Annotated in this window: 16 protein-coding genes, 1 tRNA gene and 2 pseudogenes; 8 read left to right on the forward strand and 11 right to left on the reverse strand. The window is 69.5% G+C overall.

From position 1 onward, the window contains the following. From QH270_RS01355 to QH270_RS01380, 6 genes and pseudogenes are all read right to left on the reverse strand, one after another. Positions 1–488: pseudogene (locus QH270_RS01355) on the reverse strand (hypothetical protein); the annotation flags it as partial. Positions 489–515: 27 nt separating this feature from the next. Continuing rightward, the gene (locus tag QH270_RS01360; RefSeq protein ID WP_054813825.1) at positions 516–1,526 is read right to left on the reverse strand and encodes an NlpC/P60 family protein; all 1,011 of its coding nucleotides are present in this window, start codon (positions 1,524–1,526) and stop codon (positions 516–518) included. Between the two features lie 7 nt (positions 1,527–1,533). Further along, positions 1,534–2,559: a replication-relaxation family protein gene (locus QH270_RS01365; protein WP_280338519.1), complete on the reverse strand. Its 1,026-nt coding sequence runs from the start codon at positions 2,557–2,559 to the stop codon at positions 1,534–1,536. An 88-nt stretch (positions 2,560–2,647) separates the two neighbouring features. Beyond that, a complete protein-coding gene (locus tag QH270_RS01370; RefSeq protein WP_280193159.1) occupies positions 2,648–5,047 on the reverse strand; it encodes a type IV secretory system conjugative DNA transfer family protein in 2,400 nt (799 codons plus the stop codon). Between the two features lie 152 nt (positions 5,048–5,199). Further along, positions 5,200–6,213: a TRM11 family SAM-dependent methyltransferase gene (locus QH270_RS01375; RefSeq protein WP_063125117.1), complete on the reverse strand. Its 1,014-nt coding sequence runs from the start codon at positions 6,211–6,213 to the stop codon at positions 5,200–5,202. A 48-nt stretch (positions 6,214–6,261) separates the two neighbouring features. Continuing rightward, positions 6,262–6,906, reverse strand: coding sequence for a hypothetical protein (locus QH270_RS01380; RefSeq protein WP_146089070.1), 645 nt, complete (start codon positions 6,904–6,906; stop codon positions 6,262–6,264). A 478-nt stretch (positions 6,907–7,384) separates the two neighbouring features. On the opposite strand from QH270_RS01380, the gene QH270_RS01385 reads away from it, so the two are divergent. The 5 genes and pseudogenes from QH270_RS01385 to QH270_RS34590 form a co-directional block, all read left to right on the forward strand. Continuing rightward, complete coding sequence (locus tag QH270_RS01385) at positions 7,385–8,308, forward strand: hypothetical protein (RefSeq protein ID WP_146089069.1); 924 nt, start codon at positions 7,385–7,387, stop codon at positions 8,306–8,308. Beyond that, a complete protein-coding gene (locus QH270_RS01390; protein ID WP_054815555.1) occupies positions 8,305–8,703 on the forward strand; it encodes a pilin in 399 nt (132 codons plus the stop codon). The genes QH270_RS01385 and QH270_RS01390 overlap by 4 nt, the downstream gene beginning before the upstream one ends. Before the next feature lie 332 nt (positions 8,704–9,035). Further along, complete coding sequence (locus QH270_RS01395) at positions 9,036–10,580, forward strand: hypothetical protein (RefSeq protein WP_054815553.1); 1,545 nt, start codon at positions 9,036–9,038, stop codon at positions 10,578–10,580. After that, a complete protein-coding gene (locus tag QH270_RS01400; RefSeq protein WP_082393410.1) occupies positions 10,577–13,441 on the forward strand; it encodes a PrgI family protein in 2,865 nt (954 codons plus the stop codon). The genes QH270_RS01395 and QH270_RS01400 overlap by 4 nt, the downstream gene beginning before the upstream one ends. A gap of 886 nt (positions 13,442–14,327) precedes the next feature. Next, a pseudogene (locus QH270_RS34590) lies at positions 14,328–14,993 on the forward strand (recombinase family protein); the annotation flags it as partial. A gap of 351 nt (positions 14,994–15,344) precedes the next feature. Here the strand turns inward: QH270_RS34590 and QH270_RS01410 are convergent. From QH270_RS01410 to QH270_RS01430, 5 genes are all read right to left on the reverse strand, one after another. Continuing rightward, positions 15,345–15,731: a hypothetical protein gene (locus QH270_RS01410; RefSeq protein WP_063125116.1), complete on the reverse strand. Its 387-nt coding sequence runs from the start codon at positions 15,729–15,731 to the stop codon at positions 15,345–15,347. Positions 15,732–15,913: 182 nt separating this feature from the next. Next, positions 15,914–15,986 (reverse strand) — tRNA-Arg (locus QH270_RS01415). A 106-nt stretch (positions 15,987–16,092) separates the two neighbouring features. Further along, positions 16,093–16,749, reverse strand: coding sequence for an MBL fold metallo-hydrolase (locus QH270_RS01420; RefSeq protein ID WP_280338520.1), 657 nt, complete (start codon positions 16,747–16,749; stop codon positions 16,093–16,095). A gap of 37 nt (positions 16,750–16,786) precedes the next feature. Continuing rightward, positions 16,787–17,548: a DUF1542 domain-containing protein gene (locus tag QH270_RS01425; RefSeq protein WP_432420271.1), complete on the reverse strand. Its 762-nt coding sequence runs from the start codon at positions 17,546–17,548 to the stop codon at positions 16,787–16,789. 99 nt (positions 17,549–17,647) lie between these two features. Further along, entirely contained in the window at positions 17,648–18,787 is a 1,140-nt protein-coding gene (locus tag QH270_RS01430; RefSeq protein WP_280338521.1) for an acyl-CoA dehydrogenase family protein, read from the reverse strand. A 71-nt stretch (positions 18,788–18,858) separates the two neighbouring features. Here QH270_RS01430 and QH270_RS01435 point away from each other — a divergent pair, with 71 nt between their 5' ends. The 3 genes from QH270_RS01435 (at position 18,859) to QH270_RS01445 (ending at position 21,632) form a co-directional block, all read left to right on the forward strand. After that, positions 18,859–19,458 (forward strand): TetR/AcrR family transcriptional regulator, encoded by a 600-nt coding sequence (locus tag QH270_RS01435; RefSeq protein WP_280338522.1) that lies wholly within the window; start codon positions 18,859–18,861, stop codon positions 19,456–19,458. Positions 19,459–19,499: 41 nt separating this feature from the next. After that, positions 19,500–19,862 (forward strand): ArsR/SmtB family transcription factor, encoded by a 363-nt coding sequence (locus QH270_RS01440; protein ID WP_280338523.1) that lies wholly within the window; start codon positions 19,500–19,502, stop codon positions 19,860–19,862. A 132-nt stretch (positions 19,863–19,994) separates the two neighbouring features. Then, positions 19,995–21,632: a long-chain fatty acid--CoA ligase gene (locus QH270_RS01445; protein ID WP_280338524.1), complete on the forward strand. Its 1,638-nt coding sequence runs from the start codon at positions 19,995–19,997 to the stop codon at positions 21,630–21,632. Positions 21,633–21,773 lie beyond the last annotated feature (141 nt).

The raw sequence follows: 21,773 nt of genomic DNA on the forward strand, positions 1-21,773 counted from the left end.
CGGGGGGGGGGGGGGGGGGGGCCGGGGGGCGGGCCCGCCACCCGCGCGACGCCCCGGACTCGCGGGGCCGGGAGCGGGCCGCCGCGGTGGCCGAGGGTGGGGGCGAGGCCGCCGGCCCCCCCGGCGCCCTGGCCGTAGCCGGCCACAACAACTCGGGTGTCCGAGCACAGCCCCTTCACCGCCGCGGTGAGGTCAGCTTGGCTCACCGACCCCGCACCGGCGGAAGGTGCGAGGGTGTGAACCTCGATGTCGGAGCCGTAGCGGGCGGTGAGCGATTCCCCGAGCTGGGTGAGGATCCCGGTCGTGGCCTGTCCGGCGGTCGAGGTTGTCTCGTAGGTGCCCGGTGCCAGCAGCGCGGTCCAGCGCGGGCACTGGGAACCGGTGCGGTCGGGTGTGGGTTCTGCGGCGGTGACACCGGCCGTCATGGTGGTCGCGGTGACGGCCGCGCACAGCGCGACGCGGACGGTTCGAGAGTGGTTGTGGCGCATGGAGGTTCTCCGTTCACAAGTCGATGTTCAGGGCGCGGCGGGGGAGTTGTTGTTGTGGGCGGGGGTGGGTCGGGTGGCGGTGAAGTAGTCGTCTCCGGGCCACCGGTAGGGCGAGACCTGGACGGGTTCGTTGAAGGTGGGTGCGTGCACCATCTGGCCGCCGCCGAGGTAGATGCCGACGTGGTGGACATCGCCGCCGGTGCTGTAGAACAGCAGGTCTCCGGGGGCGAGCTGGTCCTCGGAGACCGGTGTGCCGGTGTGGACTTGGTCGTAGGTGGTGCGCGGGATGGAGATCCCGGCGGCGCGGTAGGCGGCCTGGGTGAGTCCCGAGCAGTCCCAGCCGCCATTCACCTCGGGCCCGTTGCCGCCCCACACGTACGGCAGGCCGAGCTGCGCGCAGGCGAACGAGATCACCTGTGCCGCTGTCGAGTTCGGCGGTGCAGCGCTGGCGCAGTCCCCGCCGGAGGTGTTGGGGGTGGTGGCGCGGTAGCGGGACGCCTGGTCCAGGACCTGGTCGACGTACCAGTCGGCGTGGTTGTAAGCGAAGATCGCGCTGTACATGTCGTCGGGCGCACCGAAGTCGCAGAGGTAGAACGCGGCGGCGTGGATGGCGTCGGAGGGGTTGTAGCGCGAGGGCGGGTTCGCTCCACCAGCGGGCAGGGGATGCCGGGAGACAACGGAGTCGAACGTCGGGGCGAGGAACTGCATCGGCCCACCGGCCCCGGAGCTGTTCTCGCCGGAGGACACTCCCGGCAGGGTGGAGCGACCGTGGTCGGTCTCGATCTTGCCGACCGCGGCGAGCACGCTCCAGTCCAGGCCGGGACAGTCCCCGGCAGCGGCCTGGTAGAGCACGAGCATCTCGGCCGGGATGTCCTGCTGTGCTTCGGTGCTCGGGGTGGAGCCGGTGCCGGTCGAGGCGCCCGGGGCGGGTGCGGTGAGCGCCTGGTCGAACACGATGACCGTGGTGACCACGGTCGCGATGACGACCGTGAGGAACACGAACCCGGCGAATCCTGCCCCGAGTGCCTTGACCAGCATCGTCAGCTCACCAGGACTCGTAGGTCGGTGGCCGGGGTGCGGGTGGGGGCAAGGCGACGACGCCGCTCTGGGATACCCAGCCGGGGTCGAGTTCGCTGTCGGCGGCGGGCGGGGTACGCCGGGGCCACATGGTGGCCAGCTGGTGCAGATGCGACCTGCGGTCGGTGTCAAACTCCAAGGGCAGCCAGACCTGGTCGGCGGGGCTCGCCTCGTGGGTGGGGGCCCGGAGTTCAGCGGCGGCGGTGGCCACCGGCACCGCCTCGGGGTCGGGCAGCCGTTCCCATGTTCGGCGCAGCGCGGCACGGGCTTTGGTCTCGCGGGCGCTACTAGGCACCCACAGCAGGACGGGGGCGACGACCCCGGTGGTGCGCGCCAGCTCGGCGTAGCCGGTGAGCTTGGCCGCGACCCGCGACAGCGCCGTGGTGGATTCGAGGTCGTATTCGAGGTAGAAGTCGAGCACGGCTTCGGCGTGGCGGTAGCGGCCCCAGGCGTCGGGACGGGCGAGGTCTCCCCACAGGCGCTCGCAGCGGGTCTGGGACCACCACCCCAGGACTTGGGCGGGGTCGCCACGCTGATCGAGGGCGGGGTGGGCGATCAGGGCGGTGAACCACTCGACAACGCCGAGGGTGTGGGTCAGGTGCAGGCTGTGCCCGATGGCGAGCGCGCGCTGGTATTGGTAGCCAAGCTCGCGCACCGTGATTCCGGCTTCGGCGGCGAGGACGCCGGCTCCGGCCGGTGCGAGTACCCAGTGCATTGGCGCGCTGCCTCGGGCGCGCCAGGGCCGGAACCGTTCGAGGACGCCGTAGCGGTGGAGCAGGTTGAGCCGTCGCAGGGCGATGGGCTGGGTGGGGAAGGCCAGGTCGGTGAGCTGGTTGGTGGTCAAGACGCGGTGTTCGTAGAGCATGCGCAGGATCCAGCGGTCGCGCTCGGTCAGCCGGGAGACGAGCGCGGTGGGATCGAGGGGGCGGGGCCGGGTCCGGTTGTCGGGTCGGGGTCGGCGGTTGTCGGCCTGCTGGGCGGGTCGGGAAAGCATCGGTGGCACAACCTTTCTCAGGATGAAGAGAAGACGGGCGGTGGCAGTTGGTGAGGCGCGCTATGCGTGACCGGGTCACTCGTCACGGTCAGGGGCCCGGTGCGGTGATGCGGGCGCGGGCGGCGGCGGCGATCTCGCGGGCGCGTCCGGGGATCGGTGGATCCAGCGGCCGGGTGGTGAGGGTGAAGGGGCGGGCGTTGCGGCCGTCGACCAGCAGGCGGGCGGCAGCGTGGAAGGCGTCGAGATGGGACAGGTCGTGCTCGGACAGCCACGGGTCGGTATGCCGGGCGAGATCGCGGGCGTCGTCGGGTGACACGGCGAAGACGATCTTGTTGCGCGCATTCGCTGAGATGCCGTCGCGCAGTTCGCGCGAGAGCTGACCCAAGTTCTGATGCGCCAGCAGCAGAGAGAGCCGGAGTCCGCGGGCTTCGGCGAGCATGTCCTCGATCGGTGTGCTCAGGTTGAGGAAGTTCTGTGCCTCGTCGAGCACGAGCGCGGCGTCAGGCCGGTCGGCGGCGGGCACCCGGGCCCTGGCGGTCACCGCTTGCCACGTCCGGGCGACCAGCAGTGACCCGACCAGCCGTGAGGTTTCCTCGCCGAGTGAGCCCTTCGGCAACCGTGCGAGGCAGATGCCGCCGTGGTCGAGGACATCGCCGAAGTCCACAGTCGACGGGCCACCGGCGATGGCCGCACGGACGAACGGCCGCAGCAAAAAGGCGCGCAGTTTGTTCAGTAGCGGGCCGGTGAGCTGGGCACGCCCAGTATCGGAGAGCTGTTCGTAGGAGTCCCAGAACCCGCGCAGGACGGGGTCAGCGGTGGTGCGAGTGACCCGGGAACGGAAGGCGGGCTCGGTGAGCAGGCGGGGCAGGTCGGCCAGGGTGGCGGTGCCGGGCTGTGCGCACAGGGTGAGCAGGCTCGCGCGCATGATGTCGTCGGTGCGTGGCCCCCACCACTGGTGAAAGATCCGGCGGAACACCGTGGTCAGGTTGTCGACCGCGAGATCCATTCCGGCGCGTCCGATCCGGCCGATATCCAAGGGATTCACACACGGCGGAGCACTGGAGGCGTCGGCGTCGAAGAGCACCACCCGCTCACCCATGGGCGACGGCAGCCTCGACAAGACATCGGTGACCAGGTCGCCCTTCGGGTCGATGACGATCACTCCGCGCCCGGCCTCGGCGTCATCGAGGATCGTGCGCGCCAGCAGCGTGGACTTGCCGACACCGGTGGGGCCGAGGATGTGCAGGTGATGACGGGCGTCGCTGACTTTGACCGCTACTGGGCGGCGAGTGCCGGTGTCTGACATCCCCAACGGCTTGGTGTGTTCCCCACCGACGGGGATCTCCGGGGCCGGGGACAGAGCTCGGGCTCCGGCACGCTGCAGGCCCGGTAGCCCGTCGTCGGTGGGCAGATGGGCGATCGTGGCCAGCTCGGGCACCGACAACACATCCCCACGCCCGAGACGGCGCTCCCGGATCAACCGCTGAAGACGGAAATGGCGACGGCGACGCCGGTAGTAGTTGTGATCGGTGCACGCCCCGAATGTCGTGGCGAGCGCATCGGCGCGACCGCGCGCCACCGCCGTCGCTGCGGCTGTCGAGTCGATCTCGGAGGGGTCGGTGGAGACCGGGATCGAGGCGGCATAGCGCACGACCGTTTCCCAGTGCGCCCCTCGCGCTTTGGCCGCCGCCGCGCGGGCGGCGGCGCTGTATTCGAGGGAGGTCTGCCGGTCGCTGGCCCGGCCGGTTCCTGCCCCGGCGGTAGCGCGGGAGGTGCGAGCGCTGTTCGAGCCGGGTGTGAGGAGGTCGAGGGCCTCGCGCAGTAGTCGGGCCGCGACACCTGCCCGGGTACCCGTGCTCGCCGCGGAGCGGGTGGCTCGGGCGACGCGGCGGCCGGTGACCGGTCGGGCGAGGACCTGTACGCAGGTGGCCTGGCCGGGGCCCAGATCGTCGGCGGCGGTGATCAGGTTGCGCACCAGATCACCGGAATGCTCGGTGCTCAACGGGAGTCCCTCGTGGCGCCCGAGACGCAGCTCGCCTCCGGCCACGACCCGCCGGATTCCCTTGACCGGGTTCGGCAGTGGCGGCCGGGCGGGCTCGCGGGTGTCGGTGTGCGCGCCGGGCCACGCCGAGGCGACGGCCCGCTCGATCAGTCCGGGTGGGATCGCGCCGGGCACCCACAACCGGATCGCCGCGCCCTCTTCGGGGGTGACGGTGTACTCGAACCCCAGATGCGGCTGCCCCAGAAGCGTTCTCGCCCACGCGGGGCGGAGCTGGCCGATGAGGTGGGCCCAGAAGGAGAGTGCGCCTTTGGCATCGACCTCCGGTGGGGTGAGCACGGTGATTTGACGGGCACGCGCACTCAGCCGGCCTCGCCGCCACCGGCCCGCGAGCCCGACCGCGGTGAGCACCGTGACACCAGCCACCACCAGGAACAGGGCATCGGTGAACACGAGGGCGTGTTCGAGGGATTCGCGGAGGTCGGCCACGGCCCGGGGCGGGGGGCGCGCAGCGCCCCCCCCCCCACCCACCCCCCCGCGCCCTGCTCCCCCCCGGGGGGGGGGGGCGGGGCGCGCGGGGGGGCCGCCCCGGCGCCGGGGGGGCCCCCCCCCCCCCCGCCCGAGCCATCCCTGCTCGGGATTCACGCGGCCACCGATCCCGGGCCGGTGATCTCGGTGTTCGGCAGCGTCGCCGCGCTGCCGAACGGGAACCGGCCTGCCGCGCGGCGGCTTTCGGTCGCCTCGCTGGCTTCGGGCTTGCGCAGGATGATGACGTCCTCGTGGGCGATGAGGTGCATCGGCAGCCCGGCCGCGCGCTGCTTGACGATGAAGTCGCGCTGGAAGAAGCTCGACCGAGCGACGAGATCACCCTCGGTGAGACGCCCGAGCAGCGCCACGCACCGCTCCACCGGCACCATCCCGGCCAGTTCACCGCAGGTGTAGAGGTGGGCGGGCAGCGGCACGAGTTCGGCGTGCTGACGCCACGGCCGCGCGGTGATCACCACATACCCGCCCGGGGCGAGGTAGTCGGCGGCCCCGGCCAGGATCTTCGTGAACCCCGACAGTAGGCGGCCAAGGCCGACGTTGGCCAAATTGCCTCGGTCCAGGAGCTGGCCGTAGCGGTGGTTCTTCTTCACCACCGGGTCTTTGCGGTTGGCGCGCACATGCCCGTGCAGAGAATCGCCGTAGGGCGGGGAAGTGATGACCAACTTCGCCTGGCCGCGCAGCTCGGCCGGGATCAGCTCGCCCAGCTTGCGGGCGTCGCCGTGGAAGACGTCCGCGGCGAGATCGATCCCGGCCTCGCGAGCGAGCTCGATGTTGGTGCGCGCCAGCTCCGCCCACCGGCTCTCGTACTCCACACCGACCGCTTGGCGGCCCAAGTGCAGCGACTCGACCAGGGTGGTGCCGATCCCGCACATCGGATCCAGCACGAGGTCCCCGGGCCGGGTGTAGGTGTTCACGGCGTGGGCGACGATGGCGGGGAACATCTTCGCGGGATGGGCGGTGCTGTCGGGGTGATAGCGGCCCCGGCGCTGCGCGGTGGGCGCGGTCTGCGCGGTGGCCCACACCGACACCGGCGCGACGGTCGGGGCGGTCTGTGCGGGGCTGCCGGAGGCGCTGTCGGCGGTGGCGGGGGTGGTCGGTTCGAGCGTCATCGGGCGTCCTTCACGTGAGAGTTCCGGTGGGGTGCAGGGCGTGTGGGTTCAGCCATGTGCGGGCTGGAGGAAGACGAAGACGTCGGTGTGCGCGACGGCGTGACGCGCGGTCCCCGACGGTGTCGGCGCGGCGGGCGCGGTGACCTGGTGCCCGGAGATCGGGGCGGCGATGATGTGCTGGAGGTAGAGCAGATCGGCGGACTGCGCGGCGGCCACGACCGAACCGGCCGGGTCGAACAAGGTTCCGGAGTCGCTGTGTCGGCAGCGGGAGAAAATGACCAGCAACCCGCCCATCGCGAGGACTTCGGTCGCGAGCGCGGTTATGTGTTCGGCGGCGGCGATCGGGTCGAGCTGATCGGCGAGCAGGCTCGCGACGACCAGATCCACCGGCGCGCCCGTCCACGTCCGGCCGGTGGGTGCGTCGAGTCCGTGGCGGCCCAGATCACCGATCGTGGACAGTGCGGCGGCGGTGTCGGACTCGATGATCCGCAGCGTCCCCCGCGCGGTGGGGGCGGGCCAGCCCAGCAGCATCACCCGCGCGCCCGGCGCGGAGAATTCGGTGATCGTGTGGACCAGAGCCCGGTCGGGCCAGCGATCGGCGGGATCGAGCGGGTCGGGTCCCAGCGGCCACAGGGTCGAGGGGATCTGCACGGCATTGGTGCCAGAGCGCGGGCGGCGGGAAGGGGCGGTCATGAGGGCCTCCTGAACGAGAGAGTGCTTCTACTCATTAACTGCCGCCAAAAAGCCGAAAACGGGACGTAATTTCCGAACTCCGCTCTCTGAGAATTCCCTGAGTCCGATATCCGAACCTAGGAAACGGGTGCATCGATGAGATGTCCCGGAAATTATTTTGAAGAATTTTCGCCAAGGTTTGCCAGCATGCTCGGACGTCCTATCCGCAACCTATCTGAAACATATCCAAGTCATATCTAGGCGCTATCCTGCGCTTCACATGTGCTGGCAGATGGGCATATCCGCGCGGATATGCCCCGCCCCTGACGGGTGGGTGTGTCGTAGTAGCGGAGGAGATGCTGATCTGCGCAAGATATGACTTGGATATGTTTCAGATAGTGTTTGGATATGTTGCGGATAGGGTTTGGATAGGTTTCGGATAGATCCGCGAGGTGTCCTGAGGTGGTCGGAAAATCATCGACCGAACAAGGAGATCGTGGTGACGAACACGCATGACGAAACCATTCCGGGACAGATCGGCAAACCGCCCTCGCCACTGGCTGCGGTGAACAGGGGTTTCGACCGGATCGCCGGACACTACCTGCCGACCATCCCCCGTCCGGCCCCGGTGTCGGAGGCCGCGTGCGGTCGGATCCGGACGTGGGGGGAGTTGCGTGAGCGGCTGTGGGATCCAGGCACACCAATGGGCGAGGTCGATGCGATCTGGGTGTGGCTCATCGAACGGGTCCGGCAGCGCAGCGAATCCGCAATGCTCGTGAGCGCGGCGCTGGCCATGCCGATGCTGGCCCGCATCACCGGCGAGCACACGGCACCGGGAACCCCGGAACGCCACGATGCCGAGTCCGAAGCGCTGGCTGAGTTCCTGCTCCACCTCCCGTGCATCGATGTCGACCAGCCGCACGTATGGAATCGCCTACGGTGGGCTGCCTTCCGCGCTGACCGTAGAACAGCAATCGAGCAGCGAACCAGTTTCACGGTGGTTGGTGACCTCGGGGCTGATCTCACCGAATGGGGGCAGCGGGCGCAGGTACTCGGAGCCGAGTCTGGTCACCCCGAGACGGTGCTCGCTGCTGCCGTGGGTGCCGGGGTGATCTCCGCCGACGCCGCAGAACTCATCGCCGCGTCCCGGTGGGAAGACCGGCTGCTGCCCGCTCTGGCCGCCGAACGCGGTGTCCCAGTGGGCCGACTGCGCAAGCAGCGGTCCCGTGCCGAACGTGCCCTACTGGCATGGCTGGCCGACCGCACCCGCGACCTCGATCCGGTCCGCAACGGCCCGGTCGAGACCGCGACGGTGACCACGCTCGCGCCGAGAGTCTCCTCACCGCGGCGAGGCCGCCGGCCGAAACGACTCTCGTCAGCTCCGGCACCGGCGAGCATCGAGTCCGGGCAAGTGGCCGCATGAACCCGCACACGAACGCTCTCGATGGGGAGGTACTGGACTCGGCTGGCCGCGCACGACGCGGGCCCCGGCGCCTCGCTATCGCGGTCGCCGCCGTAGTGGTGTCGGTGGTCGCGGCCGGATCCGCCTCGGCGGCGCCACCGCACACCGAGGTGCTGGCCATCGCCTCGTCGCTGGGCGAGGTGATCGACAACGCCCGCAACTGGCTGGTCGGCATCCTGGCCGGGCTGGCGACACTGTTCCTGACCATCGCCGGAGCCCGCTATCTGCTCGGGGGCGGTGATCCCAGCGAGATCGAGAAGGCCAAGACCGCCTTCCGCGCCGCGTGCATCGGCTACGCGCTGGCGATGCTGGCACCGGTCATCGTCGCCGTGCTCAAGTCCATCATCGGAGCCTGACCGTGACAACCCCGGCCCAGGCACCACCCACCCCCACCCGGTTCACACCGGCCGCGCGCCTCGCTGCCAATAGCGCAGCAGCGGTCCTCGCCGCCGTCCTGATCGTGCTCACCGGTTCCGGCGGGGCCGCCGCCCAACCCGCCACTCCGACGCCGGTTCCGCCAGTGACCACGGCACCGGCGACACCCGCGCCGACCACCAGTCCACCGACCACGACACCGCGCCGGTGGGTGACACCACCCTCGACCACCACCCCACCGACGACAACCGCGCCCGGCACAACAGCGCCAGCACCGGCACCTGGATCCGGGTCGGGCTCGGCCGAGTGCGGGGTGACCAACATCAACGGGTGTGTGGAGAACGCGGTCGACGGGTTCTTCCGGCGCATCGTGGAGACCTCGCTCAACCCGTTGCTGGAACTGTTGTCGCAAACCCTGCTCACCACACCCGAACCCGGGCAGATTCCCGAGATCGGGGTCTTGTGGAACCAGTCGTGGCAGATCGTGCTCGCCCTCTACGTGCTGGTCGTGATGGCTGCCGGGGTGCTGTTGATGATGCGTGAGACCGTCCAAACCCAATGGTCGATCCGCGAACTCGCACCCCGCCTGGTCGTCGGATTCGCGGCTGGGGGGTTGAGCATGATGATCGCCACCGCCGGAATCGGTTTCGCCAACGCCCTCGCCGGTGCTCTCGCTGGAGATGGTGTCGACTCGGGCTCGGCCGCCGACGCGCTGGCCGAGTTGGCGTTCACCAGTACCCAGAGCCTCGGTGTCCTTGTTCTGTTGCAGCTGGCGCTGTCGGTGATGCTGCTCGTGCTGATCATCAGCTATCTCGTGCGGGTGACGATCACGATCTTGCTGATCGTGGGCGCACCCCTGGCTTTGATGTGTCATGGGCTGCCCGGCCTCGACGGTGTCGCGCGCTGGTGGTGGCGCTCCTTCGCCGCCTGCCTCGCGGTCCAGGTGGTGCAATCACTGACGTTGGTGGCCGTGCTGCGGGTCATGCTCCGTCCCGGTGGCTGGTACGTGTTCGGGCCCGATGCCAACGAGATCGCCGATCTCACTGTCGCTTTGGCGTTGATGTTCGTGTTGATCAAGACACCGATGTGGCTGCTGTCGGTGCTCAAGATCGGGCAAGGCCGCAGCTTCCTCGGCTCGATCGTGCGTGGCTTCATCGCCTACAAAACCCTCGGCATGCTCAAAGGCGCCACTGCGAGCTCCGCCCGCACCACAGCCTCGGCGGCGTCCGCACGGCGGAGTGCGCGACCCGTCCGTGCCCCACGAGTACCCCGCGCCGCCTCCAGCAGTGGACCGCCCGATCCGTACGCGCGGGTGCGTTCGACCCGCGACGGGCAGCTCATGCTGCCCTTGGAAGGAGTGCGCCGCGTTCCTCGGCAACCCAACCCGGCACCGGCCCAAGCGACCGGCACCCCACCACCGCGCTCGAACCGGTCGGCGAGGGGACGCCAGCTCGCGTTCGACTTCACTCCACCGGACCCGTATCGGGGCATTCGCGCCGGGGCTGGGGGACAGTACCCGCTCCCGATCCCAGTGCGCCGTGTCCGTCCAACACCCCCGCCTCCCGAGCCGCCGCCGCAGCGGCCCGGTCGCCGGGCGACACCGCAACAGCTCGCCTTCGACTTCACCGAACCCACCCCGCCCGACCCGTACGCGCGTGTTCGCCCGAACCGTAGCGGCCAGTACCCGCTGCCGTTCCCGGTCGCCCGGGTCAAACCCGTTGCATCGCCACCGAACCCGCTACAACCACCCGCAGCGGCCCCGGCGCGTCCGGCGGGGCGGCAGCTGCATCTGCCCATGCCGGATCTGCCCGTGCGCCGCCGAGCGCCCCGCGCCCCGAGAGGCGGAACCCTGAAATGAGCACCATCGTGCGCATCCCCGCCGACGTCGACCGCTCCGACCGGCTGCTGGGGCCGTTCACCGCGCGCCAGCTCGCTGTCCTGGCCACGACCGCCGCACTGCTGTACGCGGCCTGGGCTGCAACGCGAACCCTGCTACCGCTGCCCGTATTCGCGGTCACCGCTGCCCTGATGTTCGTGTTCGTGGCAGTCGCGGTCCTGACCCGCCGCGAGGGTCTGTCGGCCGACCTGCTGCTCGTCGCGGCCGTTCGTCACCGCCTGCGTCCACGCCACCTCATCCGATCACATGGTGCCGCCCGGGCTCCGCGCTGGATCACGACTCGCACCACAGGACGACGTCCTCGGTCGCCGGTGCCCTCGGAACTATCGGCGGATCAGGCGCGGTTGCCCGAGTCGGTGGCGAGCAGTGGCAGCGGCGGGGTCGGGGTGATCGACCTCGGCGCCGACGGCCTCGCCGCTATCGCGGTCGCGGGAACCCTCAACCTGTCGCTGCGGACCCCGGCCGAACAGGACAGCTTGGTCGGCCAGCTCGCGGGCTGGCTGCACACCCTGCGTCAACCCGTTCAGATCCTGATCCGTTCGGCGCGGCTGGACTTGACTGAGCACATCACCGGCCTGCACTCTGCTGCCGCGCAGATGTCGGCCGACCTCGCCGCGGCAGCCCTCGACCATGCCGACCACCTCACCGAGCTGGCCGCCCGCGAAGACCCCGTTCACCGACAGGTGCTGCTCGTCTGGCGTGAACACACCGAGGCCGTGGCGACCAGCGGGCTGCGTGCCCGTCTCCCTGGGCAGCGCCGAGCCCGGCGCACCCTATCGGGCGGTGCGCGTCGTGCAGCCGAGTCCAGGCTGCTGCGCCGGATGAACGAGGCCGCCGATGTGCTGTCCCCGTTGGGGATCTCGGTGACCGCCCTCGACCACGACGCCGCCACTGCTGTGCTGGCCAGTTGCACCGACCCCGAAAGCCTCGTCTCTGCCGCCGCCGACATCACCGCCGCCGGCACGGTCGTCAGCACCGACCCCGATACCCGATTACCGGATCCGTTCGCCGGGGACGGGCTCGACCGGTTCGCCCCGGAATCTTTGACCATCGGCACCCGGCATCTTGAGATCGGCTCGGATTGGAGCGCGACCCTCGCGGTGACCGGCTACCCGCGCGAGGTGACCGCCGGCTGGCTCGCGCCTCTGCTGTCTCACCCGGGCAGAGTCGAGGTCGCGGTGCACGTCGAGCCGGTCGACCCGGCCACCGCCGCCACTCGGCTGCGCCGCCAGCAAGCCCGCCTCGAATCTGCCCGCAGGCAGGACCTCGGCCGGGGCCGTCTGACCGACCCGCAGGTCGACGTCGCCGTCGAGGACGCCGCCGACCTGTCCGCGCGCGTCGCGCGGGCCGAAGCAAGATTGTTCCGCGTCGGGGTGTATCTCACCGTCCATGCCGCCTCGGAATCCGAGCTGGCCGACGAGTTGGCCGCCGTTCGCGCGTTGGCGGCGAGTCTGCTCGTGGACACCTGCACCCTGTCCTACCGGGCAGCTCAGGCGTGGGTGACGACTCTGCCGCTCGGGTTGGACCTTATCCGGGTCCAGCGGACCTTCGATACCACTGCCCTCGCCGCGGCGTTCCCCTTCGACTCACCCCAGCTCCCCGCCGCCGATCCCGCCCAGGCCGACCGGCCCCAGGGTGTTCTCTATGGCCGCGACGCTGCGTCGGGGTTGTTGTTCGTGGACCGGTTCGGTCCCGAGGCCCACAACCACAACCTCGTCGTGCTGGGCCGATCCGGTGCGGGCAAGTCCTACCTGGTGAAAACCGAGATCCTGCGGGCCCTGTATCGCGGGATCGAGCAGGTCATCATCGATCCCGAGGATGAATACCGGCGCCTGAGCGAGGCCGTGGGCGGCACCAACATCCGCCTCGGTGCACCCGGAGTTCGGCTCAACCCGTTCGACCTGGAAATCCACATCCGACCCGACGGGAGCCGCAGCGCCCCGACCGATGCGCTCACTCGGCGCAAACTGTTCTGCCACACCCTGATCCAGGTGCTGTTGGGGGACCAAACCGCCGCGCATCGGTCGGCGCTGGACGCTGCTCTCGCCGCTGCTTACACCGCCGCCGGGATCACCGACGACCCCGCCACCTGGACCCGGCCCGCGCCCACCCTGAGCGACCTGCGAGACCAGCTTGACCAGCTCGCCGTGCCCGCTGCCGTCGAGTTGGCTGCCGGGCTGCACCCCTACACCGGCGAGGGAGCCTATGCCGGGCTGATCGACGGGAACACCACCACCGAACCCGAGGGCGCGATGATCGTGTTCTCGCTACGGGAGCTGCCCGATGAAATGAAAACCATCGGCACGCTGCTGGTTTTGGACGCGACGTGGCGGAAAGTGTCGAACCCCGGTCATCGGCGGCCCCGCATGATCACCGTGGACGAGGCGTGGCTGCTGCTGCGCGAGCCCGCCGGGGCGGCGTTCCTGTTCCGGGCCGCGAAAAGCTTCCGCAAGCACTGGGCCGGACTCACCGTCGCTACCCAGGACTGCGCGGATGTCTGCTCGACCGAACTCGGGCGAGCGATCATCTCCAACGCCGCCACTCAGATCTTGCTACGCCAAGCACCCCAGGCCATCGACGAGGTCGCTACCGCCTTCCACCTCTCTGACGGCGAGCAGCAATTCCTGCTCTCCGCGGCTCGCGGTTCGGGGCTGCTCGCGGTCGGCGGCACCGACCGCGCGGTGTTCGGGTCTTTGGCCTCGCTCACCGAGAACGCGCTCATCACCACTTCGCCTGAGTTCCTGGCCGCCATCGCCGACGACCGCGACACCGAAGTCGACATCGGCTCAACCGCAACAGCCGACGGCAGGTGGGCGGGGTGACCCTTGACGCCGCTGTCCGAACCACCGCACCGGGATCGGGTTCCGGCGCGCAATGGTCACACCGCAGACCCGCCCGTTGGACCCGCCAGAACGGCGCAGGCCGCCGTATTCCGGCCGATCGGCACCCCTGGTTGGTCGCGGGTGACCGGTTCGGCAGAAATGCTGCACGAGAAGACATTTGACGCCTCGGCCGCTACGGAGCGTTCATGGATCCCGCTGCACGCGGACCCGCCCGGTTCCCGCGCAGTTCCACCCACCCACGAAACAGCCACCTCCGCCACCTATCGGGCCGACGTGGCAGGACATGAGAGGAAATCATGGACGAGGAATTTTCCGACGACGCCGTGGTGATCCCGTTGCGCCCCTCGCGGGCCCGCGCCGATTCGCCGATGCATGTCGATGCTCGAGTGGGCGAGATGACCACGTCGTTCCAGATTCGCTATGTCACCGGAGCCGAAGCCAAACGCGTCGCCGAACGGCAAGCCCGCGCGATCTCGGCGCTGCTGCGCTGGCTCGACAGCCACGACCCAGCCACAGCCGATCTGGTCGATCTCGACGCCATCACCACCGCCGACGAACAGGAGGCGGCATGAGCCTGCCCGTATTCGCCGGACCCGACAGCCCTGATCTGCTCGGGATGGGTGGGTCGTCCCCGGTCCCGGTGGCGGTGTTCCTGCGCACCTCGACCCGGGATTTGCAGGACCCCACGTTGTCGCTGCCGCGCCAGCTCGACAACTGCCGCAAGGTGCTGCCGAACGGGTTCGTGATCGTCGCGTTCTTCTACGACGTCGAATCCTCCCGCAAGGACCTCGAGATGCGTGGCCTGGGCAGCGCGCACGAGGCGTTCGACATCCCGATCCCGCGTGACGGCGGTTTGGCCGACTTGATGGCCGAAGCCCGCCACCCCAACCGCCGCTTCGAGGCGGTCGTGGTCGAGGAGATCGAACGCGCCGCCCGCTGGACGCACCAGTCCACTCAGCTCGAACACGAACTGGAGAAAGTCGGGGTGCCGCTGTTCGCCGCCGACGAGGGACCGATCTCGCTGTCGGAGAAACGCGCCACCCAGATCCTCGTGCGCCGCATGAAACAAGGTGTCGCCGAATGGTTCCTGCGCCACACCCTCGAACAATCCTGGGAAGGGTTCCGCGAACACACCTTTCAAGGCTGGAACATCGGCAAAGCCTGCCACGGCTACCTCAACGAGAAAGTGCCACACCCGGTCGCGGCGAAACGAGAGGAAGGCCGCACCAAATCCCGGCTCCTCGTGGACCCCGAACGCGCACCGGCGGTGGTGCGGATCTTCCAGTTGCGCCACGACGAGAACCTCGCTTACCAGGTGATCGCCGAGCGGCTCAACGCCGACCCCGACCGCTACCCGCCCCCGCGACCCAACAGCGGCAAACGCGCTCGGGGCCGCTGGTCAGGGTCCTCGGTCCGCGAAATCCTGATCAACCCGAAATACACCGGGCACATGGTGTGGAACCGGCGCGCCAGCAAGAAAGGCGGCGCGCTCGTCCCGCCCGAGAAATGGGTGTGGTCACCGCAGCCTACCCACGAGCCCCTGGTAACCCGCGCGGTGTGGGAAGCGGTGCAAAAGAACAGGACCACTCGCCAGGGGTCGCGGATGGGTGTCAAGAACTCCCACCCTGACACCCACCGCACCTACGTGCTGCGCTCGTTCGTGCACCACCAGCAGTGCAACAAGAGGATGTTCGGCAAAACCCGCAAGGGCTACGGCTACTACACCTGCCAACCCAAACTCGATCTCGTCGGCAAACCCGAGGAATACGCCGACCACCCCCGCGCGGTGTACGTGCGCGAAGACAAGCTCCTCGACTGCGTCGAGACGTTCTTCAACGAACGCGTCTTCGGCCCCGACCGCGCGACCCTGCTACGCCACCAGCTACGCGGACAATCCACGAGCAAGGGCCACGACCTCGAACAACGGGCCGCCGCGATCGAGAAGACGCTCTCCGATATCACCCGACGACAGGACAACCTGCTCGCTGAGCTGGAATCCCGCCCGATCACCGGTGACGACGAGTTGTCCCAAGCGTGGGCCGAACGGCTGAGACGCCGCTACACAGAACTCGAAAAGGAACGCCGCAGCAAGAACGGCGAGCTGGATACCCTGCGTGAACAGGCTGCCCGGCAGCGTCCCGACGAACCCGCGCTCCTGGAGCACCTGCCTCGGCTGACGCTGCATCTCACCCGCGCCCCCGATGTCCTGCAACGTGACTTGTACGAGGCATTCGGGATCAAGATCGTTTACGACCACACCGGTAAACACGTGACCATCTACGCCACCCTGACCGAAGAAACACTCCCCGATGCCGCCATAGCCGCCGCACCGCTGACCCCTGCTACGACCCCCGAAACGGGGCCCGTACCGCCACCAGCCCACAGGGGCGGCGGTACGGGGCAACCCGGCACGCCATGGGAAACCGCTACTACGGTTGCCCATGTTCTTCGTGCCCCCGGCAGGATTCGAACCTGCGACACCCGCTTTAGGAGAGCGGTGCTCTATCCCCTGAGCTACGAAGGCGGGGTTGTTCGGTGGACGAGCCCGGGCGTGGTCGGCCCCGGTTCGACCGAGCCGAGTATAGCGTGCGGAGGCCGGGGGATCAGAGTCGGCGGTGAGACGCTGGGGTTCAGAGGAAGGTGCGCTCGCCGACGGGGAGGCGTTCGTATTTACCGTCGCCGGGGAACAGGGCGCTCATCTGGTCGGTCAGGGCTCGGCCCGCGTCGATGAGGTCGCCGTCGTGGATCGGGACGATGACGCGGGGGCGCAGCGTGTCGACGTAATCGACGGCGTCGGCGAAGCGCATCCAGGGTCCGCTCACGGGGAGGAACAGGACATCGACGGTGACGCCGTCGGGAACAGCGGGAAAGGCGTCGCCGGGGTGCAGGACGCGGTTGTCGATCAGGAACGCGATATTCGGTGACGACGGCAGGCTGCGGTGGATCTCGGCGTGCTCGCCGCCGAGGGCGAGCACCGGCAGTCCCGCGGCCGTGAAGGATTCGCCGCCGGTGACGGCGCTGACGCGATCGGCGGGCGCGCCTGCCTCGGTCAGCTGAGTGGCCACGTCCGCGCTGACCCACGCGCGGCTCTCGGGGTTGGCCGTCAGCGCCGCCACCACCCGGGGCACGTCGACGTGGTCCTGATGGTCGTGGGTGATCAGGAACGCGGTGACGTCGGCGAAAGCCTCCGCGGGCGCGAACGCGCCGGGATCGATCACCAGGGCTTGATCGCCCTGTTCGAGGCGGACAGTGGAATGGGCGAAGGACGTGACCGCGATCTGCGTCATTTTCTCGTTCTCCAGCTCTGTCGATGATGTCGAGGTGTCAGAACCCGCCGCCGTCGAATCCACCGCCGTCGGAGCCGCCCCAGCCGCCGGAGTCCTGGCCGGGGTCGAATCCGGGGTCCTGGCCGAAGTCGTCGGCGTTCGGCTGGTCGAGGGCGGCTTCGCCGGTGCCGTCTTCGAAGGCTTGGGCGTCGTAGGGGACTCCGGGCATGCCGGCGAAGAGGGAGGTGAACAGGAGGGCGGTGCCCGCGCCCCAGGCGCCGGCGATGAGAGCGGGTTTCCACCAGGGTTCGGAGTACCAGCCGGCCGGGACGGGGCGGCCCGCGACTCGGCCGCCGGGGAAGTAATTGGGGGTGGCCGGTGCGGGGGCGGGGGAGGCGGCGATGCGGCGGCCGTTGTGTTCGACGACGCGGGGCTGGTCGACCTGGCCCGCGATGTCCTGGCCGTCGAGGGTGGGGATGGGTGGGCCGGGGTCCATGTTCATGGCGGTGCGGGCGGCGCGGATGTAATAGAGGCCTTCGAGGGCGGTCTGTTTGGCCAGGCGCGCCTTGGCGGCGGAATCGGCACGGTCGAGTTGGCCGCCCGCGGCGTTGTAGCGCTCCGAGGCGTCGGCCAGGGCCTGACGGGAGGCCTCGTTGCGGGGCGACAGCTGGTAGACCTGGCCGCCGAGCCGCTCGGTCGTCACCCGCGCGTCGGCCTGGGCCTCCTCGAGTTCGCGCGCCGTGCGCTTGTTCTGTTCGGCGCGCAGGTACAGCAAGGCCGCCACGCACACCACGACGATCACGATCAGCCACCACAGCATCGCGCACCTCTTTCGTCCGAGGTCTCGAGACGCTGTCCAGTTTACTGAACGGTTGCCCTATCGGGCGCAGGCGTGATGATCAGCGCGTTGCCGGATAGCTCACCCGGCCAGGTGGCGGGCGATAACCAGGCGCTGGATCTGGTTGGTGCCCTCGAAGATCTGCATGACCTTCGCCTCGCGCATGTAGCGCTCCACCGGGAAGTCCTGGGTGTAGCCGTAGCCGCCGAAGACCTGGACCGCGTCGGTGGTGACCTTCATGGCGGCATCGGTGGCCACCAGCTTGGCGACGCTGGCCTGGCGCGAGTAGGGCAGACCGGCGTCGCGGCGGCGGGCGGCGTCGAGGTAGGTGGCGCGGGCGGTGTCGACGGCGGCGGCCATGTCGGCCAGGACGAAGCCGAGGCCCTGGTGATCGATGATCTTGCGGCCGAACGCCTCTCGCTCCTTGGCGTAGGCGACGGCCTCGTCGAGGGCGCGCTGGGCCACGCCGGTCGCCACCGCGGCGATGCCGAGGCGGCCCGCGTCCAAGGCGCTGAACGCGATCGAAAGACCCTGGCCCTCTTCGCCGATGCGGCGCTCGGCGGGCAGGAAGGCGTCGTCGTAGGCGGCGGTGGTGGTGGGGATGCCGCGCAGGCCCATCTTCTCCTCGGGCTTGCCGAAGCTCAGGCCCGCGGTGTCGGCGGGGACGAGGAAGCAGGAGATGCCGCGCGAGCCCTCGCCGGTGCGGGCGAACAGGGTGTAGAAGTCGGCGCGGCCGCCGTTGGTGATCCAGGCCTTGGTGCCGGTGACGCGGTAGCCGCCGTCGACAGTGGTGGCGCGGCAGCGCAGCGCGGCCGCGTCGGACCCGGCGTGCGCCTCGGAAAGGCTGTAGGCGCCGATGGTTTCGCCGGAGAGCATGGTCGAGAGCCACTGCTGCTTCTGCTCGTCGGTGCCGTAGGTGAACAGCGGATGGCAGGACAGGCCGTGCACGCTCACCGCGACGGCGACGGCCGCCCAGCGGCTCGCGAGTTCCTCGAGGACCTGCAGGTACACCTCGTAGGGCTGCGCGCCGCCACCGAACTCCTCCGGGTACGGCAGGCTCAGCAGCCCGGCCGCGCCGAGGGCGGGGAACACGCCGTCGGGGAAGACGCCGGTCTTCTCGCTCTCGGCGACGCGCGGTTCGAGCACCTTGTCGGCGATGTCGCGGGTGAGCTCGATCAGGTCGCGCGCCTCGTCGGTGGGCAGCATTCGGTCGACAGCCATGCGGATACATTACGTCCAGCACTGAATTGCGTGCAAGGGAGCACGGAATTTTCTGCGTCTATACTGGGTCGATGCCGGGGATGCCACCGAACAAGCACCAGGAGAAGAGCCTGCGGACGCGCACGCAGCTGCTCGATGCCGCCATCGAGAGCCTGGCCGAGGTCGGCTACGCGGGCGCCTCGATCGCCGACATCACGGCCAGGGCCGGGGTCACCCGCGGCGCGCAGCTGCACCAGTTCCACACCCGCGCCGAGCTCTTCGCCCAGACCATCGGGCATCTCACCGAGCGGCAGCGAGAAGCCATGCAGCGCAAGGCCAGAGCACTCACCGATGTCCCGTCGCCGGGCGCGGTGCTGGTGGAACTGGTCACCGCGACGTTCGCCGGTCAGCTCGGGCGCGCGTCGGTGGAGCTCTACGTCGGCATCGCGCACGACCAGCCACTGCGCCGGGAGATGTTGCGCGTGCAGCACGAGCTCACCGTCGAATTGCTCGACCGCTGTGCCGGGCTGATCGACGCCGGGATCGCCCGTGAACGGCTCGAGAGCGCCTTCTGGCTCACCATCAACCTGGTCCGTGGCGCCACCCTCGACGAGATGGTCGGCCGCGACCGGGTCCGCCGCAAACAGGTGCTGGCCGACTGGACCGCGCTCGCCGACATCGCCCTGCGCTGACGTCCACCTGCGGGCAGCCGCGTCCGGCCTATCATCTGCGCATGACCGCAGCACCCCGCCCGCCCCTCGACGAAGACCAGGTGGGTCTGGTGGTCGAGGTGTTCCGCATGCTCGCCGACGCGACCAGGGTGCGGGTGCTGTGGGCGCTGACCGACCGGGAACTGTCGGTGAACGAACTCGCGACCGAGGTCGGCAAACCCGGCCCTGCGGTCTCGCAGCACCTGGCGAAACTGCGGATGGCGCGGTTGGTGCGGACCCGGCGCGAGGGCACCACGATCTTCTACAGCCTGGACAACGATCACGTCCGCCGGCTCGTCGTCGACGCGGTGCACAACGCCGAGCACGCAGGGCCGGGTGTGCCGGCGCACCATCGCGGGCCCGATGCCGAGCCGCCGCATCGGTGACCGCACGGCTGACGATGAACACTCGGTTCGACAGGAATAGTTGTGCTCAGGAACAGTTACCACCGGCCGACTCTTCGGTAGCATCCCGCGTGTGACGTGGCTCATGCCACCGCGGGACCGAAGGAGTTTTCGATGCTGAGCACCATGCAGGACGACCAGCTGTCGCTGGCCAAGCTGCTCAATTACGCCGCCACCTTCCAGGGGGATTCGACCGTGTCCACCTGGACCGGTGACGGGGTGCGCACCATGACCTTCCGCGAGCTCGGCGCCGACGCCGCGCGGCTGGCCAACGCGCTGCGTGGGCTCGGTGTCGAAGAGGGCGACCGGGTCGGCACCTTCATGTGGAACAACAACGAGCACATGGTCGCCTACATCGCGGTGCCCGCGATGGGCTCGGTGCTGCACGCGCTCAACATCCGCCTGTTCCCGGAGCAGCTGGTCTTCGTCGCCAATCACGCCGAGGACAAGGTCGTGCTCGTCGACGGCACCCTGGTCCCGCTCTTCGCGCAGTACCTGCCGAATCTGAAGACGGTCAAGCATGTGATCGTGGTCAACGGTGACGCGTCCGCGCTCACCGCGCCCGAGGGCGTCACCGTGCACTCCTACCGCGAGCTGCTCGACAGCCAGTCCGCCGACTTCGACTTCCCGGTCGTCGACGAGCGTTCGGCCGCCGCCATGTGTTACACCTCCGGCACCACCGGTGACCCGAAGGGCGTCGTCTACTCGCACCGGTCCAACTGGCTGCACGCCATGCAGGTGAACTCGCCCAACGGCATGGGCTTCCACGGTGGCGACTACGTGCTCGCGATCGTGCCGCTGTTCCACGCCAACGCGTGGGGCCTGCCGTACGCGGCGCTGATGTCGGGCGCCAACATCCTGATGCCGGACCGTTTCCTGCAGCCGGGTCCGCTGCTGGAGATGATGGCCGCCGAGAAGCCCACCTTCGCCGCCGCCGTGCCGACCATCTGGGGTGGCGTGCTGGCCGGGCTGGCCGCGCAGCCGCAGGACATCTCGCACCTGCGCACCGCCGTCGTCGGCGGTTCGGCGGTGCCGCCGTCGATGATGCGCGCGTTCGAGGAGAAGCACGGCGTGCGCATCCTGCACGCGTGGGGCATGACCGAGACCTCGCCGCTGGGCAGCGTCGCGCACGCGCCCTCGGGTGTGGAGGGCGAGGAGGCCTGGGCCTACCGCTACACGCAGGGCCGCTTCCCCGCCAATGTCGAGGCGCGGCTCGTCGGTGACGACGGCAAGGTCGTCCCCAACGACGGTGAATCGCTGGGCGAGCTGCAGGTCCGCGGCGCGTGGATCACCGGCTCCTACTACTCGCCGTCGGGCGCGGAGATCGATCCGGACAAGTTCGACGACGGCTGGCTGCGCACCGGCGATGTCGGCAAGATCAGCCCCAACGGCTACCTCACCCTGGTCGACCGCTCCAAGGACGTCATCAAGTCCGGTGGCGAGTGGATCTCCTCGGTGGACCTGGAGAACGCCGTGATGGGCCACCCGGCCGTCGCCGAGGCCGCCGTGATCGGTGTGCCGGACGAGAAGTGGGACGAGCGCCCGCTGGTCGCGATCGTGCTGGCCGAGGGCGCCGCCGCCGAGGCCGCCGAGCTGAAGGGCTTCCTGGCCGACAAGTTCGCCAAGTGGCAGCTGCCCGAGCGCTGGACCTTCATCAGCGAGGTGCCCAAGACCAGCGTCGGCAAGTTCGACAAGAAGCGGCTGCGCGCGCAGTACGCGGAGGGCGAACTCGACGTGGTCACCGCGGACTGACACACGAGAAAGGCGGGGGGGGGGACGCGTGCCCCCCCCCCGTTAGTGTTGCGGTGAGGAGTTTGGGCGTTGGGGGGGGGGGGTGGGGAGCGGGGGGCGGGGGGGGGTGTTTGGGGGGGTTGGGTAGCCGCCCCCCCCCGC

Origin of the sequence: Nocardia neocaledoniensis (genome assembly GCF_029868625.1) — a bacterium.
Classification (GTDB): Bacteria; Actinomycetota; Actinomycetes; order Mycobacteriales; family Mycobacteriaceae; genus Nocardia; species Nocardia neocaledoniensis_A.

Coding starts and splice junctions, on each gene's coding strand:
- QH270_RS01420 (WP_280338520.1), bottom strand. CDS start 16,749: ATGACGCAGATCGCGGTCACGTCCTTCGCCCATTCCACTGTCCGCCTC.
- QH270_RS01375 (WP_063125117.1), bottom strand. CDS start 6,213: ATGACGCTCGAACCGACCACCCCCGCCACCGCCGACAGCGCCTCCGGC.
- QH270_RS01430 (WP_280338521.1), bottom strand. CDS start 18,787: ATGGCTGTCGACCGAATGCTGCCCACCGACGAGGCGCGCGACCTGATC.
- QH270_RS01440 (WP_280338523.1), top strand. CDS start 19,500: ATGACCGCAGCACCCCGCCCGCCCCTCGACGAAGACCAGGTGGGTCTG.
- QH270_RS01360 (WP_054813825.1), bottom strand. CDS start 1,526: ATGCTGGTCAAGGCACTCGGGGCAGGATTCGCCGGGTTCGTGTTCCTC.
- QH270_RS01390 (WP_054815555.1), top strand. CDS start 8,305: ATGAACCCGCACACGAACGCTCTCGATGGGGAGGTACTGGACTCGGCT.
- QH270_RS01435 (WP_280338522.1), top strand. CDS start 18,859: ATGCCGGGGATGCCACCGAACAAGCACCAGGAGAAGAGCCTGCGGACG.
- QH270_RS01380 (WP_146089070.1), bottom strand. CDS start 6,906: ATGACCGCCCCTTCCCGCCGCCCGCGCTCTGGCACCAATGCCGTGCAG.
- QH270_RS01445 (WP_280338524.1), top strand. CDS start 19,995: ATGCTGAGCACCATGCAGGACGACCAGCTGTCGCTGGCCAAGCTGCTC.
- QH270_RS01400 (WP_082393410.1), top strand. CDS start 10,577: ATGAGCACCATCGTGCGCATCCCCGCCGACGTCGACCGCTCCGACCGG.
- QH270_RS01365 (WP_280338519.1), bottom strand. CDS start 2,559: ATGCTTTCCCGACCCGCCCAGCAGGCCGACAACCGCCGACCCCGACCC.
- QH270_RS01425 (WP_432420271.1), bottom strand. CDS start 17,548: ATGCTGTGGTGGCTGATCGTGATCGTCGTGGTGTGCGTGGCGGCCTTG.